Genomic DNA, 14,796 nt, shown 5'->3' on the forward strand with positions numbered 1-14,796 from the left:
CCTCTCGGGGATGCCGGGCCGCTGCCGTGTGTGCGGGGGCTACTCGGCGCTGGGGCGGGCCTTGATGGCGGTCAGGTCCAGGTCCATCGGGAAGGGCGCGCTCACCTTCATGCGCTCGCGGAAGATGCCGACGCCGGCGTAGGCACGGGTGGTGGGCTCCAGTTCGAAGGCGTGTACCGCCGCGAGGCCCTTCTCGCTCTCCACGCGCCAGTAGTGGGCGATGCCCACTCGGGCGTATTTCGCGGGCTTGGTCTCACGGTCGCGGGAGACGGAGTCCGGCGAGACGACCTCCACGGCCAGCACGACGGCTGCCGCCGGGACGCGGGTCTGGTCGGGGCCCGTCAGCGCTTGCTCCCGCAGCACCAGCACGTCCGGCTCGACCCTGTTCTGGCGGTCCACGTCGACGGTGAACCTGCACAGGACGTCGAGCCCCTGTGGCGCGGCCCCGGAAAGCTGCCGCCCGAAGAAGGATGTCGCCCGCTCGTGAAAGACGGACTGCGGGCACGCGAAGACAAGCCCGGCATCGATCAGCTGGGTGTGCGGGGGCAGATCGGGGAGGAGGTCGAGATCGTCGGCGTTCCAGCCACCGTCGGGAGGGACCGGCCAGTCAGGCGGCGAGGCCTCGGGTGCCACTCTCATGGATCCTCCCGGTAGGAGCCGCTGTCGCTTCGAGCTGTGGAACGGGAACGGCGGGCGATGGGTAACGCCCTGTGGATAACTCGGATGCTGTCGGCGCGGACCCCTATCGTTGAGGCAGTGGTCGGGACGGGACGGACCAGACGGGTCGGACAGACCGGACGGGACGGAAGGGCCCGGACGGGCGAGGCAGGACGTACGGGGGACGGGACGATGGGCGGGACGGGCGTGATCGGCGAGATGGCAGAGGCTGCGCAGGCGGCACAGGTGAGGGACGTGGACAGCGAGGCGCTGGCCACGCTGCACCGGGTCTTCGGGTACGAGGCCTTCCGCGGCGAGCAGGAGGCGGTCGTCGACCACGTGGTGGCGGGCGGCGACGCGGTCGTGCTCATGCCGACCGGTGGCGGCAAGTCGCTGTGTTACCAGATTCCGTCCCTGGTCCGGCCCGGCACGGGCATCGTGGTCTCGCCACTGATCGCGCTGATGCAGGACCAGGTGGACGCGCTGCGGGCGCTCGGTGTGCGCGCCGGGTTCATGAACTCCACGCAGGACTTCGACGAGCGGCGCGTGGTGGAGGCCGAGTTCCTCGCCGGTGAGCTGGACCTGCTGTACCTGGCGCCCGAGCGGCTGCGCCTGGAGGGCACTCTCGACCTGCTCTCCCGGGGCAAGATCTCCCTCTTCGCGATCGACGAGGCGCACTGCGTCTCCCAGTGGGGCCACGACTTCCGGCCCGACTACCTCGCCCTGTCACTGCTCGGCGAGCGCTGGCCGGACGTGCCCCGGCTCGCGCTCACCGCGACCGCCACGCACGCGACGCACCGCGAGATCACCGAGCGGCTGAACATGCCGACGGCGCGGCACTTCGTGGCGAGTTTCGACCGGCCCAACATCCAGTACCGGATCGTGCCGAAGTCCGACCCCAAGAAGCAGCTGCTGAGCTTCCTGCGCGAGGAGCACCCCGGGGACGCGGGCATCGTCTACTGCCTCTCGCGCAACTCCGTGGAGAAGACCGCCGAGTTCCTGTCGCGCAACGGCGTCGAGGCGGTGCCATACCACGCCGGCCTGGACGCGGGCACCCGCGCGGCGCACCAGTCCCGGTTCCTGCGGGAGGACGGCCTGGTAGTGGTGGCGACCATCGCCTTCGGCATGGGCATCGACAAGCCGGACGTGCGGTTCGTCGCCCACCTCGACCTGCCCAAGTCGGTCGAGGGCTACTACCAGGAGACCGGCCGCGCCGGGCGGGACGGGCTGCCGTCGACCGCCTGGATGGCGTACGGACTCAACGACGTCATACAGCAGCGCAAGATGATCCAGTCCTCAGAGGGCGACGAGGCGTTCCGTCGCAGGGCCCAGTCCCACCTGGACGCGATGCTCGCGCTGTGCGAGACCGCGCAGTGCCGCCGTAGCCAGCTCCTCGCCTACTTCGGGCAGGACCCGGACCCGGCCGGCTGCGGCAACTGCGACACCTGCGTCACCCCGCCGGAGACCTGGGACGGCACGGTCCCGGCTCAGATGGTGCTGTCGACGGTGGTGCGGCTGAAGCGGGAGCGCGGGCAGAAGTTCGGCGCGGGGCAGATCATCGACATCCTGCTGGGCAAGCGCACCGCCAAAGTGATCCAGTTCGACCACGACCAGCTCTCCGTCTTCGGCATCGGCGAGGAGCTGACCGAGGGCGAGTGGCGGGGCGTCGCCCGGCAGCTGCTGGCCCAGGGTCTGCTCGCGGTCGAGGGCGAGTACGGGACGCTGGTGCTCACCGAGACCAGTGGTGCGGTGCTGCGGCGGGAGCGGGACGTGCCGCTGCGCAAGGAGCCGAAGAAGCCGGCCACGGCCCGGTCGGCAGGCGGTGGACGCGGGGACCGCAAGCCCAAGGCCGCCGCGGCCGAACTGCCCGAGGAACTGCTGCCCGCCTTCGAGGCGCTGCGCGCCTGGCGCGCGGAGCAGGCCCGCGAGAACGGCGTCCCGGCGTACGTCATCTTCCACGACGCCACACTCCGGGAGATCGCGACCGCCTGGCCCACCTCGATCGGGCAGCTCGGCGGCATCAGCGGGGTCGGCGAGAAGAAGCTGGCGACCTATGGGGAGGGCGTGCTCGCGGTGCTGGCCGGGCTGGACGGGACGACCGCCGCCACGGCGCCCGCACCGGGCCGCCCGCAGGACGGCTCCGGCCCTGGTGAGGACCACGCGGACGACTGGCCGGATTCCGAGCCGGAGCCCGAGCCCGACGACTGGATATAGGGGACCTGCTGGAGGGCGGCGGCGAGTCGCGTCGGTCGCCGGGCTCGTCCCACCGGGGACGGCCGCCTAGGCCAGGGCTGTCAGACCCGGGGCGAAGGTGATCAGCAGGGGGACGAGGGGGACCAGGGCGGCCGTCGCCGTGGTCAGGGCGCGGTGCCGGGGCAGCAGGCGGGGCGGGGGTTCGAGGAGGCGGTCGACCCGTTCGCCGAGGAGACGGTGGCTGGAGGAGCAGGACAGTACGCCGCGGTGCTGGTTCAGCTCGATCAGCGCCAGTGCCGTGGTCAGGTGGCCGCAGCGCCGGGAGGCGGTGTCGTCGGCGGCGAGTTCGACCAGGCGGTGGGTCTGGTCGCAGAAGTGGGCGAAGAGAGGGACCCGGGGGAAGCCGGTGGCCAGGGCGGTGGACAGGTGCAGCAGCCAGTCGTGGCGGGCCCGGGCGTGGCCGCGCTCATGGGTGAGGACGGCATCGACCTGATGGTCGGTGAGGCGCTGCAGCGCGCCGGTGGTGACGATCAGCTGGGGCGGGTTGCCGGGCATCCAGTAGGCGTCCGGGTACTCGTCCTCCAGGACCAGCAGGGGGCCGCGGGCGGCGGGGAGCCCGGCGGGCAGGTCCGGGGCGCGTTCGCGCAGGTGGGCGCGTGACTGGGCGCGCCGTCGGCGGGCCTCGACGAGCTCGCGGGCGAGCATGGCGGTCGTCCAGGCGGCGCCGCCGGCCAGCAGCAGGGTGAGGGCGGTCGCCCAGGGCGGGCCGGCGGAGAGGTTGTAGGCCGCGGTCACCGCGGGCGGTGCCGGCGCGAAGAGCTGGGCGCGGACGGTGCCGAAGACGGCGGCGGTGCCGAGGACGAGAGACGTCAGGCAGCACAGCAGGACGGTGGCGACCAGGCACTGCCACACCCACAGGGCGACGACCGGATCCCGTTCGGGCCACGCGGACCGGGTCAGCGCGCGCGGTACCGGTACCGCGGCGGTCACGGCGACGACGAACAGCAGGAGCAGGCAGACGGTCATGCCACGGGCTCCGGATCCTGGTCGGAAGGGGCGGCTCTGGCTGTGGTGCGGTTCTGGTGGGGCGGCGGTGGCGTGGTGCCGCGCACACCGCCCGCCGCCAGTATGACGGTGACGGGCGGTGTGAGTCAGGCCCCGAAGGGAAAGGATCTGGGATCCGGCGCGCGGGGGCCGACCCTGGAAGCCCCGGAAGTTCGTGCGGGAGCCAGGGAGCCAGGGAGCCAGGGAGCCAGGGAGCCAGAGGGCCAGAGGGCCAGAGGGCCAGAGGGCCAGAGGGCCAGAGGGCCAGAGGGCCAGAGGGCCAGAGGACCAGAGGGCCAGAGGGCCAGAGGGCCTGGAGGCTACTGCCCGGTTCGCGGTCCGGTGACCCGTCCGGTCACCTCGCCCAGCCCCACCCGGACGCCGTCCGGACCCGGCGCCCAGGCCGACAGGGTCACCACGTCCCCGTCCTCCAGGAACGTCCTCTTGCCGTCGGGGAGTTCCAGCGGCTCGCGTCCGTTCCAGGTCAGTTCCAGCAGGGACCCGCGCTCCCGCTCGGTCGGTCCGCTCACCGTGCCGGAGCCGTAGAGGTCACCGGTGCGCAGCGAGGCACCGTTGACGGTCATGTGGGCCAGCTGCTGGGCGGCCGTCCAGTACATGGTGGAGAACGGCGGCTCGGAGACGACGTGGCCGTTGACGGCGACGGAGATCCGCAGGTCGTAGCCGCCGGGTTCGTCCCGCTCCCCGGCCGTGTCGTCGAGGTAGGGCAGCAGCTCGTGCGTGCGCTCCGGCGGTGCGACCCGCGCCTCCTCCAGGGCGTCCAGCGGCGTGATCCAGGCCGACACGGACGTGGCGAAGGACTTGCCGAGGAACGGGCCGAGGGGGACGTACTCCCAGGCCTGGACGTCCCGCGCGGACCAGTCGTTGAGCAGGCAGAGTCCGAAGACGTGCTCGCGGAAGTCACCGAGCGCCACCGGGCTGCCCATGGCGGACGGCACGCCCACCACGAAGCCGACCTCCGCCTCGATGTCGAGGCGGACCGACGGGCCGAAGACGGGCGCGGCGTCGGCCGGGGCCTTGCGCTGCCCGGACGGCCGTACGACGTCCGTGCCGGACACGACGACCGTGCCGGAGCGGCCGTGGTAGCCGATCGGGAGGTGCTTCCAGTTCGGGGTGAGGGAGTCGGCGGCGTCGGGGCGGAAGATCTGACCGACGTTCCGGGCGTGGTTCTCGGAGGCGTAGAAGTCGACGTAGTCCGCGACCTCGAAGGGCAGGTGCAGGGTCACCGACGACAGCGGGTGGAACAGGGGTTCCAGGGTCTCGCGGTGGGAGGGGACGGTCACCCAGGCCGTGAGCGCGCGCCGTACGTCGGACCAGGCGGTGCGGCCGGCCGCCAGCAGCGGGTTCAGGGTGGGCCGCGCGAGCAGGGAGGCGTACGGCGATCCGAGCGCGTGGGCCGCCGCGCCGGCGTCGAGGACGTGGTCGCCGAGCCGGACGCCCACCGTCCGCTCCCGCGTGCCGGGGACCGAGAACACGCCGTACGGAAGGTTGTGCGGGCCGAAGGGGTCGCCCTCGGGGACATCGAAGGGGGGCATCGGGTGCTGCCTCGCTTTCGTGCTCGCCATGCGCCGTGCGCGCCGTGTGCGCCACGTGGTTCGTGGCCGGGCCACACGTTACGGGTGACATACCGGTCTTGGGCAGTGCGTCGGGAGGTGACGGCGCGTGGCGGGGGAGGGGGCGCTCGGGCGGGCTGACGTGCGTGGAGTGGCCCGGGCGCCGGTGCGGGAGGCGGGGAAAGTGACCGGTGGGGCGGCCCCCGCGCCGTCGGCGTACGCCCGCGTGTACGGCCGGGGATGTGGCGCTCCGCTTCCGCTTGAGTGCGGGAAGTTGTCCACAGGCCGGTACGCAATCTTGACGGAGCGGTGCGAACGGGGCGACTCTGGGCGGGTGCTGGAAGGCCTCGGGGAGGGGGCCTTCGATGGCACATCAGGGGGGCGGATGGCCACAGGGGAGGCCGGTCCGGGTTCGGTGCGGGATGGTTCGCAGCCGAGGAAGCGGCTGGAAGAGGCCATGCGCAGCCGTCTCGGCCGGGAATGCGTGTACGTACCGTCATGCCGTTTCGGGCTGTACGCGGCACTGCGTCACTGGTGCCCGCCGGGCGGCCGGGTGCTGATGTCGCCGGTCAACGACGATGTCATCTTCTTCGTCGTGCTCGCGGCCGGACTGCGGCCCGTGCAGGCGCCGTTGAACCCGTCGGACGCGTCCATCGACATCGATGCCGTGCCCGATGAGGTGTGGGGCTCGCTGTCCGCCGTACTGACGACGAACCTGTACGGCAACCCCGACCCGGCACCCGGACTGCGTGCCCGCTGCGACACGTTGGGCATCCCGCTGTTCGAGGACGCGGCACACGCCATCGGCAGCGAGGTGGGCGGACGGCCGGTCGGCGCCTGGGGCGACGCCTCCGTTTTCAGCCTGTCCAAGCACGTCGGTGCCAAGGCCGGAGGCATCCTCGCGGTCGCCGACCCGGGGCTGCGGGACGTGTTGGAGAAGACCTGCGACGACCTGCTGCTGCCGCGCCGTACGACGGCCGAACTCGCCTACGCCGTACGGCCGTACGCGGAGGCCGCCGTACGCGGGCTGAGGCTGCGGCGGGCCGCCTGGGCCACGATGCGGCTGCTGGGCCTGACGGAGCGGGACGCGATCCGGATGCCGCTGCGTCCCGAGGAGCTGGCCCGCGCGACCGCCTCGGCCTCCGGTCTCGATGCCCGCGACTCCCTTGACGCGCACAGTTCCCTCGACGCACATGATCCCTGGGTCCGCGTCGACATGCACGACTACCGGCTGCGGGCCGGCCGGTTCCGGCTCGGGCGCATCGGGCGGAGGCTCGATGGGCTGGACGGCGTACTCGCCGACTGCCGTGCGGGGACGGAGCTGCTGCTGTCGACGCGTTGGGCGAGACCGGCCGGGTGGGAGGGTGCGAGGAACCGGTCGCCGGGCGCGGCTCAGCCGTTGTTCCGGGTGCCGTTGCTGGTGGCTGACCGGGACGCGGCGGCCCGTGCCCTGGCGCGGCGCGGCATCGTCGTCGGCTACCTCTACGACCCGCCGCTGGACGACTACGCGGGCGCCGCCTTCACCGACCCGTCGCCCTCTCCGGAGGGGGCGCGCTGGTTCGCGCGGCACGCGCTGCCCGTGGATCCGCTGCGCGCCCGTGCGGCCGTCGCCGCGCTGGAGGAGTCCGGAGTGCGACCGGCCGAAGCACCGGAAGGGCTGGTTCCGACCGGTGGCTGAGACCCAGGTGCACGAGACCGCGGCGGCACCCGCGGGCGGCGGCCCGACGCCGTCCAAGAGCGGGCACGGCGGCGACTCGCTCTTCAAGAACGCCTACTTCCTGATGCTCAGCACCGGCGTCTCCGCCGTGCTCGGCCTGGGCTTCTGGCTCGTGGCCGCCCGCTACTACTCGGAGGAGGCCGTCGGGCAGGGCTCCGCCGCCATCGCCGCCATGCGGCTGCTCGCCAGCATCACGGCTACCACGATGATCGGCGCCGTGGTCCGTTTCGTGCCGCGGGCCGGCCGTGCGACCGGGTGGCTGGTGTGGCGTGCGTACGCGGCCAGTTCGGTGGTCGTCGCCGTCGCCGCCGTCGTCTTCCTGCTCACCCTCGACCTGTGGGGCGCGTCGTACGCTCCACTGGGCACCGCGGAGGTGGGGGCGCTGTTCGTCGCGGCGTGCGTGGCCTGGGCGCTGCTCACCCTTCAGGACGGCGTGCTGACCGGGTTGCGCAAGGCGGAGTGGGTGCCCGCCGGGAACGCGGTGTTCTCGGTCGGGAAGCTGATCATGCTGGCCGTCTTCGCCACCACGATGCCGGTGCTCGGCATCTTCGTGTCCTGGGCCGTGGCCATCGCCTTCTCCACCCTGCCCCTCGGCTGGCTGATCTTCCGCAGACTCATCCCGCGCCAGGCCGCCGCCGACCGCGACGTGGAGCCGCCCAAGGTCCGCGAGATGGGCCGGTTCCTCGCCGGGGACTCGCTGGGCGCGGTGTTCAGCCTGGCGATGATCAACCTGCTGCCGGTGATGGTCGCGGTCAATTTCAGCGCGGCGGAGAACGGCTACTTCTACGTGGCGTACACCGTCGGCGGCACGATGGAGTTCATGGCCATCAACATGGCCTCCTCCCTCACCGCGCACGCCTCGCACGACCCGCGCCGCCTCGCCGACGGCGTCCGTGGGGCGCTGCGCCGCATGACGCTGCTGCTGGTGCCGGTGGTGCTCTTCCTGGTCGCCTTCGCCCCGCAGATCCTCGCGCCCTTCGACGCGGACTACGCCGAGCACGGCTCCACGGTGCTGCGGCTGCTGGCCATCGGGGCGCTGCCGAGGATCGTGGTCGAGCTGTACATCGGCGTGCTGCGCGTCCAGGGGCGTACCGGCGTGCTCGCCGCCGTGCAGGGCAGCATGTGCGTCCTGGTGCTGGGCAGCGCGGCGATGCTGTTCACCCCGGCCGGGATCGCGGGCGCCGGGTGGGCCGTGCTGGGAAGCATGACGGTGGTCGCCGTCGGCTGCGCGCCCGGCCTGCGCGCCGCCCTGCGCGGCATCGACGAAGCCGGTGGTTCGCGCGGGTCCGGGGCCGGGGCCTCGGGCCCGTCCGGTGGCACCGGATCGCGGGGCGGTCACAAACCCGGTCCCGGCAACTCCTACGGCACCCACTGGGCACGGTTGAACGCCACCGCGGGGTACGGCACGAACTGGGCGCGGCGGGCGGCGTACGAGAGCGGGCAGTCCGACGAGGCGTCACGGGACGACACGGTCGCCCTGTTCATCGGTCGCCCGGGGTACGAGCGGGAAGCCCTGGAGGCGGACACCCTCGCGGTGATCGTCCGGCGGACCCGGCACCCCGACGCCGAGCCCGGTTCCGCATCCGGCCCGGACGCGGAGTCCGGCGCGGAATCCGAGGTGAATTCCGGCGTGAATCTCGGCGTGGATTCCAGCGTGGATTCCGGCGCGGAATCCGACGTGAATGACGTCGACGACGTGAGCCCGGGCCTTGACTCCGACTCCGATGCCGCCTCCAGTCCGAGGTCCGGGGCCGGCGACCGGGACGACGACGCCGGTCCCAAGGCCGGCGGCTCCGGCGGTGTCGACGGCGACCACGGTTTCGACGGTGCCGACAGCAGGTTCGTCGAGGAGGACTACGCGATCGGGACGATCCCCGAGCGGCGTCTGAGACCCGCCCTGTGGCTGCTGCTCGGCGTCGCCACCGTGGTCTTCCTGGTGGCGATGCGTGAACTGCCCTGGCTGGGCGGCGTGTCCGAGGTGGGGGCCGACCTCACCGGTCAGGAGCTGCTGCGGGGGCTGCCCCTGCCGGCGCTGGTGGCGGGGGCCCTGCTGCTCGTGGTGTTCGTGGCGGCCGTGACCTTGTGCGCCTCGCCCGACCCCTGGCTGCCCGGCGCCGCGCTGGGTGCCGCCGTTCTCGCCCTGCACGCGGCGCCCGTCGCCCTCGGTCGGGAACCGGAGGCGGTAGGTGGGACGTTATATACCGAGACGGCCGGATTTCTCGCGGAAGCGGTAGGGCTCGACGGGCCCGGCCCACTGCTGCGCTGGACGCCGCTCGTCCTGCAGTTGCTGTGTCTCGTGCCGCTGTGGCTGCTGCTCGCGAAAGCGGGCGGCCGGCTGGCGTGGCAGGGACGCTGGGGGGTTCTGTATCTCGCCGCGGTGGGAGGCTGGGTCTGGCGTCAGGAGCTCGCGCCGGTCGCGCCGCCTCTCCTCCTGCTGCTCGTCCTCGTAGTCCTGCTCCCGTCACTGCGCCGCCCGGCTTCCAGGACGGATCTGACGGAGCCCCCGTACCGCGCCAGACCGAACGGCATGTCCAGGGACTGATCAAGCACAGAGCCGAATCGCCAGGGGGGAACCGTCGTGCGTCCGCCAGCAACTCCACGGGAGAGATCCGCACCAGAGCCCGCACCCGGGCAGGAAACCCCGGACGCCTCGAACCCGGACGCACCGACACCTTCGGACGCACCGACACCCTCGGACGCGCCGGACACCGGGGAAACCCTCGCGCGCGGTCCCGAACACGACGCCGGGCCCGGACACGGACCTGGACCCGGACCCGGGCCTGGACCCGGGCCTGGACACGGACCCGATCATGGCGTCGACGTCGGCCACGAAACCGGCCACGAGCGCGCCCACGAACCCGGCCACGAGCGCGCCCACGCGCAGGAGAAGATCCCGCCCACCCGCGCCTCGCAGGAGCCGAGCCCTCGCACTTCTCAGGAGCCGAGTCCCAGCACATCGCAGGAGCCGACCCCCCGCACTTCGCAGGAGTCGGCAACGGCGACCTCGGAGGAAGCGTCCGCCCGGCCGGTCCGGGAGACCACCGCACACGCCCACCAGCCCCCTGACCCGGAGCCCCGCGGCTCCGCCGCCGAGCCGCCCGTGACGGATCTGTCCGACCTCACCCCAGCCGCCTGGCCGGCCCGCGCCGCCGCCGCCTGGCCGGCCGTGCCCCTGCTCGTCGCGCTCGCCCTGTGGGCCTATGCGACGCGCCACACCGACGTGTCCGCCCTGGACGACTTCGGCCTGGTCAGCGCGCTGCATCCCACCTTCTGGGCCGGCCTCGCCGTGCTCACCGCGGGCTTCTGGTTCACCGTTCGCAACCCGCGCCGCCGGGGCGCCTGGTCGCTCGCTTACGTGCTGGGCCTGCTGGTGATGGAGCGGGCCACCCAGGCCGTCCTCTACTCGACCCCGCTCTACGCGTGGGCGTGGAAGCACGACGCGGTCATCGACCATCTCCTGACGTCCGGCGGACTCCAGACCGCGGACCAGCTCGGCGACATGGCCGTCTACGACCAGTGGCCCGGCTTCTTCGCCGCCCAGGCCGCGCTGGTACGGCTGCTGGGCGTGGACAACGCCGCGATGTACATGGCCTGGTGGCCGTTGGTCTCCAGTCTGATGCTGCTGCTCCCGCTGCTGCTGATCTACCGGACCTTCACCGAGGACCGGCGACTGATCTGGACCGCCGTGTGGCTGTTCTGCGTCGCCAACTGGGTGGGCCAGGACTACTTCTCCCCGCAGTCCGTCGCCTTCGCCCTGCACCTGGGCGTCATCGCGGTCGTACTGCGCCGCTACGGCCGTACCGGTGGGCGGGGCGGACGGCAGGGGCAGGCGGTGTGGACCGTACTGCTCAGCGTGCTGGTCACCGCCATAGTCCTCTCGCACCAGCTGACCCCCGGCATGCTCGTCGTCACGCTCGTCGCGCTGGCCTTCACACGCCGCTACCGTCACTGGGTCCCGGCGGTCACGACGGTCGTGATCTTCCTGGCCTGGTGCCTCACGGCCGCGCTCCCCTTCCTCTCCGCCGCCATGCCGGACATGATCCGTTCCGTCGGCGACGTCGGAGCCAACGTCGAGACCGGGTACGGGGCCACCCCGACCGGCACCGGCGCGGTGATGACCTCGTGGGCGGCCCGGCTGCTCTCGGGTTCCGTACTGCTGCTCGCGCTGGCCGGCGTACTGCGCCAGCGGGTGCTGAGGCACCGGGCACTGCCGCTGCTGCTGGTCGCGGCGGCGCCGCTGCCGATGTTCGTGGCGAGCAGCTACGGCAGCGAGATGATCTTCCGGGTCCTGATGTTCACGCTGCCGGGCGCGGCCTTCTTCGCCGCCGCCGCGCTGCTGCCGAAGGTCCGCACGCTGGCCGCCGACGCCGCCGACGCCGCCGCGTGGGAGAAGGACGGTCGATCGCCGACCAGCACCACCTCCACCGCACGGCGCCGACGCTTCCCACTGCCCTCGTTGCCCCCGCTGCGGTACGGCGCGTGGGTGCCGCCGCTCGTGCTGCTCGCCGGGACCCTCGCGTTCGTGCCGAGCTACTCGGGCAAGGACCGCATCAACTACTTCCCGTCCTCGGAAGTGGCCCTGGTACAGCAGCTCTTCGACCAGGCACCCGACGACTCCCTGGTCGTCGCCGCCAACCGGAACTATCCGCTCGCCTACGAGCAGTACTGGAGAGTCGACCACTACTGGTTCCTCGACGACGCCCGGCACCACGTCGACGAGATCGTCCGCGATCCGGCAGCCGTCCTCGCCCGTGACATGGCCGGCGTGGAAGCTCCGGCCCGTGCCTACTTCCTGCTCACCCAGGGGCAGGTGGCCAACTCGGAGATGAACGGCCAGCTGAACACGTCGCAGTTGAGACGCGTGCGGGAGTCCGTCACGAACTCACCGCTGTTCGAGCGCGTGGCTCAGAACAGCGCAGGCGTGCTCTACGTCCTGAAACCGGCGAGCTGAGAAGGGGAGCGGGGGCAGACCATGAAACCGCAGGACGCCAAGGCGTCACCGGACGCCAGAACATCGCCGGACGTCAGGACATCGCCGGACGTCAGGACATCGCCGGACGTCAGGACATCGCCGGACGTCAGGACATCGACGGGCGTCAGCGCACCGCTGGACGCCATGACACCCCAGGATCTCGTGATCCGTATGCTGCCCCCGTTCGGCGGCTGGCTGGCGCTCGCCGCGCTCGCCCTGCCCGGCGGCTCACCGTTGCGCGGCGCGGCGGTCGCCGCCTTCCTGGCCGTCGGCCCGGGCGCCGCCCTGGTGAGAATCTGCGGCCCCGCGCTGCGGGCCCGCCGTGCGCAGGCCCCTGTCGGGCGTCGCGAGGCGGACTTCGAACGCCACTCCGACCTGCTGGAACGGCTGATGCTGGCCGTCCTGCTGAGTGTGAGCGCCGCGATGCTCGTCGCCACGGTGCTGATAGCCGCGCACGCCTTCAGCGGGGACCGGGTCCTGCTGACGCTCACCCTGCTGACCACGCTCGCCGCGTTCTGCCCGCGCCTGCGTGCCTCCCCGACGGCCAGGACGGCGCCGGGGGCGGCGCCGAGGACACGGAAGGGTTCCACTCTGTGAAGTTCGCCCGTCCCGCTCGCCGCACGACCGGGGACTCGACGACGACCGGACAGCACCGCAGGCCCAAGGAGCCCAGGGGGACCGGGCGCCCGGGCCGCCGCCGTCTGCTGATCACATCCGTCACGGCCACGTGTGCGGTCCTGGTCGCGGTGCTCGCCCTGCGCGACGCCTCCGGGCCGGCCGACCCGGCCGACGACGCGAAGTGCCGCCCGACCGAGCTCCTCGAACCACCCTGCGGCGCGTGGTTCGGCGCCTTCGTGCCGCACGACAAGTCCGACCTGGCCGAGAAGGTGCTCGCGTACGAGAAGAACGTCGAGCGCAGGCTGGACATCGTGTACACGTACCACGACATGTCGGCGGTCACGGAGACCCGCCTGGAGGGCCAGCTGCTCACCGAGCAGGAACAGCGCGTCGGCGAGGACCGCATGCTGCTGCTCTCCTGGGAGAGCAAGTGGTGGGGCGGGACCAAGCGGCAGCAGCCCACCTGGAAGCAGATAGCCGCCGGTGACCTGGACGACTCCGTGATCGACGTCCAGGCGCGGCGCATCAAGGAGTACGGGCAGCGCACGGGGAAGAAGGTGTTCCTCTCCTTCGACCTGGAGATGGACACCCGTACACCGGACAACGGCACCCCGGCCGACTACGTCCGGGCCTACCGGCACATCCACGACCGGTTCCGCGAGCTGGGCGTCGACAACGTCGTATGGACGTGGATCATCACCGGCTACCTGGACCACGCCGACCTGTTCAAGAGCATGTATCCGGGGGACGAGTACGTCGACTGGATCGGCTACAACCAGTACAACTACTACCTCTGCCACAAGACGGACTGGCTCACCTTCGCCCAGACCCAGCACGCCACCCACGACTGGATCCGCGCCAACCTCTCCGACGACAAGCCCCTGATGCTCTCGGAGTTCGGCAGCGCGTCCGACCCGAAGCGGCCCGACCGGCAGGCGGACTGGTACGCGCAGGTGCCCGGGGTGCTCAAGGACCTGGAGGGCGTCAAGGCCGCCCTCCAGTGGAACTACCGCGACCCGGGACCGCACTGCGATCTCGCCGTGGCGGGCGACCGGTCATGGGCCAGCCTGCGGGAGGTGGCCGCCGACCCCCACCTCAACCAGCCGGTGAAGTGACCGGGGCCCGCCACCCCGTCGGCTACCCGGCGGACTCGGGTCCCGGGCCATGGCACGCCCCCGCTGACTACCCGGCGAACTCGGGCCCGCGGACCATGGCCCGCCCCCGCCGGTACCACCGCCACACGACGGTCTTCGGCCCGTCACGGTAGGGGGCGATCCGGGCGCCCCCACCCGCCAGCCACGCCTCGACGTCGGCGACCGTGTGGCTGCGCCGCACGATGAGCCGGGCGATGCGGTACCGCTCGTCGCGGTCCGAGCTGAGCGCGTGCCGCACGGCGGTCGCCGTCTCGTACCCGGCGCGGGCCGACAGCGTCCGCACCTTCGCGCTGTTGTAGCCGTGCGGGTAGGCGAGGTGGCGGACCGGATGCCCGAGGGCGTCCTCCAGCACGGCCTTGGACGTGCGCAGTTCGTACGCCAGGCCTCTGGCGGACAGCGTGTCGAGCTGGGCATGGGTGACGGTGTGGCTGCCGATCTCCATGCCGGAACGTTCCAGCTCCGCCGCCTCGTCCAGGGTCATCATCGGGGCGGGCGGCAGCAGACTGCGCCCGCCCGGAGCGATGGCCCCGGTGGTGAGGTAGGCGGTGGCGGGCAGCGAGCGCACGGCCAGCGCCTCCGCCGTGGGGCCGGGCAGGTCGGCGAAGCCGTCGTCGAAGGTGAGCAGCACGGGCCGGGACGGCAGCGCCGCCCGCCCGGCGAGATGGTCGGCGAGCACGCTGATCGTGACCGGTGTCATCCCGCTGTCGACGATCGCGTCCAGATGGGCGGCGAATTCCTTCGGCGTGACGGTGAACTCGGCGATCCACGCGGGGGGATCGTCCATCACCGCGTGATAGAGGAAGACGGGTATGTGCCCGCCCGCCACCGGTGCGCCCTCCCGAGCCCCGGTCGCTTTCGGGGCGTTGGCCG

At 72.3% G+C, this 14,796-nt stretch carries 10 protein-coding genes; 6 read left to right on the forward strand and 4 right to left on the reverse strand.

Annotated features, from left to right (window positions below):
- Window positions 1-39: 39 nt before the first annotated feature.
- Complete coding sequence (locus QC283_RS32685) at window positions 40-639, reverse strand: Uma2 family endonuclease (RefSeq protein ID WP_279565372.1); 600 nt, start codon at window positions 637-639, stop codon at window positions 40-42.
- 210 nt (window positions 640-849) lie between these two features.
- Here QC283_RS32685 and recQ point away from each other — a divergent pair, with 210 nt between their 5' ends.
- Window positions 850-2,871, forward strand: a complete 2,022-nt coding sequence (gene recQ / locus QC283_RS32690; protein WP_443032724.1) for a DNA helicase RecQ — start codon at window positions 850-852, stop codon at window positions 2,869-2,871.
- Between the two features lie 66 nt (window positions 2,872-2,937).
- On the opposite strand, the gene QC283_RS32695 is transcribed toward recQ, so the two are convergent.
- Entirely contained in the window at window positions 2,938-3,876 is a 939-nt protein-coding gene (locus tag QC283_RS32695) for a M56 family metallopeptidase (protein WP_279565374.1), read from the reverse strand.
- A 338-nt stretch (window positions 3,877-4,214) separates the two neighbouring features.
- A complete protein-coding gene (fahA, locus tag QC283_RS32700; protein WP_279565375.1) occupies window positions 4,215-5,447 on the reverse strand; it encodes a fumarylacetoacetase in 1,233 nt (410 codons plus the stop codon).
- A gap of 403 nt (window positions 5,448-5,850) precedes the next feature.
- Here fahA and QC283_RS32705 point away from each other — a divergent pair, with 403 nt between their 5' ends.
- The 5 genes from QC283_RS32705 (at window position 5,851) to QC283_RS32725 (ending at window position 13,887) form a co-directional block, all read left to right on the forward strand.
- On the forward strand, window positions 5,851-7,143 hold the full coding sequence (locus QC283_RS32705; protein WP_279565376.1) for a DegT/DnrJ/EryC1/StrS family aminotransferase: 1,293 nt from the start codon (window positions 5,851-5,853) through the stop codon (window positions 7,141-7,143).
- The gene (locus QC283_RS32710; RefSeq protein WP_279565377.1) at window positions 7,136-9,724 is read left to right on the forward strand and encodes a lipopolysaccharide biosynthesis protein; all 2,589 of its coding nucleotides are present in this window, start codon (window positions 7,136-7,138) and stop codon (window positions 9,722-9,724) included. Before QC283_RS32705 ends, QC283_RS32710 begins: the two co-directional genes overlap by 8 nt.
- Before the next feature lie 558 nt (window positions 9,725-10,282).
- Complete coding sequence (locus QC283_RS32715; protein WP_279565378.1) at window positions 10,283-12,133, forward strand: glycosyltransferase; 1,851 nt, start codon at window positions 10,283-10,285, stop codon at window positions 12,131-12,133.
- A 165-nt stretch (window positions 12,134-12,298) separates the two neighbouring features.
- On the forward strand, window positions 12,299-12,751 hold the full coding sequence (locus QC283_RS32720; protein WP_279565379.1) for a hypothetical protein: 453 nt from the start codon (window positions 12,299-12,301) through the stop codon (window positions 12,749-12,751).
- Window positions 12,748-13,887, forward strand: coding sequence for a glycosyl hydrolase (locus tag QC283_RS32725; protein ID WP_279565380.1), 1,140 nt, complete (start codon window positions 12,748-12,750; stop codon window positions 13,885-13,887). Before QC283_RS32720 ends, QC283_RS32725 begins: the two co-directional genes overlap by 4 nt.
- Window positions 13,888-13,954: 67 nt before the next feature.
- On the opposite strand, the gene QC283_RS32730 is transcribed toward QC283_RS32725, so the two are convergent.
- Window positions 13,955-14,710 (reverse strand): polysaccharide deacetylase family protein, encoded by a 756-nt coding sequence (locus QC283_RS32730; RefSeq protein WP_279565381.1) that lies wholly within the window; start codon window positions 14,708-14,710, stop codon window positions 13,955-13,957.
- Window positions 14,711-14,796: the final 86 nt, after the last annotated feature.

This window comes from Streptomyces sp. DH41, from assembly GCF_029813785.1.
GTDB lineage: Bacteria > Actinomycetota > Actinomycetes > Streptomycetales > Streptomycetaceae > Streptomyces.

What these genes read in the sequence shown, in the direction of transcription:
- QC283_RS32685 (WP_279565372.1), bottom strand. Translation starts at nt 639, where the DNA reads ATGAGAGTGGCACCCGAGGCCTCGCCGCCTGACTGGCCGGTCCCTCCC.
- recQ (WP_443032724.1), top strand. Translation starts at nt 850, where the DNA reads ATGGGCGGGACGGGCGTGATCGGCGAGATGGCAGAGGCTGCGCAGGCG.
- QC283_RS32695 (WP_279565374.1), bottom strand. Translation starts at nt 3,876, where the DNA reads ATGACCGTCTGCCTGCTCCTGCTGTTCGTCGTCGCCGTGACCGCCGCG.
- fahA (WP_279565375.1), bottom strand. Translation starts at nt 5,447, where the DNA reads ATGCCCCCCTTCGATGTCCCCGAGGGCGACCCCTTCGGCCCGCACAAC.
- QC283_RS32705 (WP_279565376.1), top strand. Translation starts at nt 5,851, where the DNA reads ATGGCCACAGGGGAGGCCGGTCCGGGTTCGGTGCGGGATGGTTCGCAG.
- QC283_RS32720 (WP_279565379.1), top strand. Translation starts at nt 12,299, where the DNA reads ATGACACCCCAGGATCTCGTGATCCGTATGCTGCCCCCGTTCGGCGGC.
- QC283_RS32730 (WP_279565381.1), bottom strand. Translation starts at nt 14,710, where the DNA reads ATGGACGATCCCCCCGCGTGGATCGCCGAGTTCACCGTCACGCCGAAG.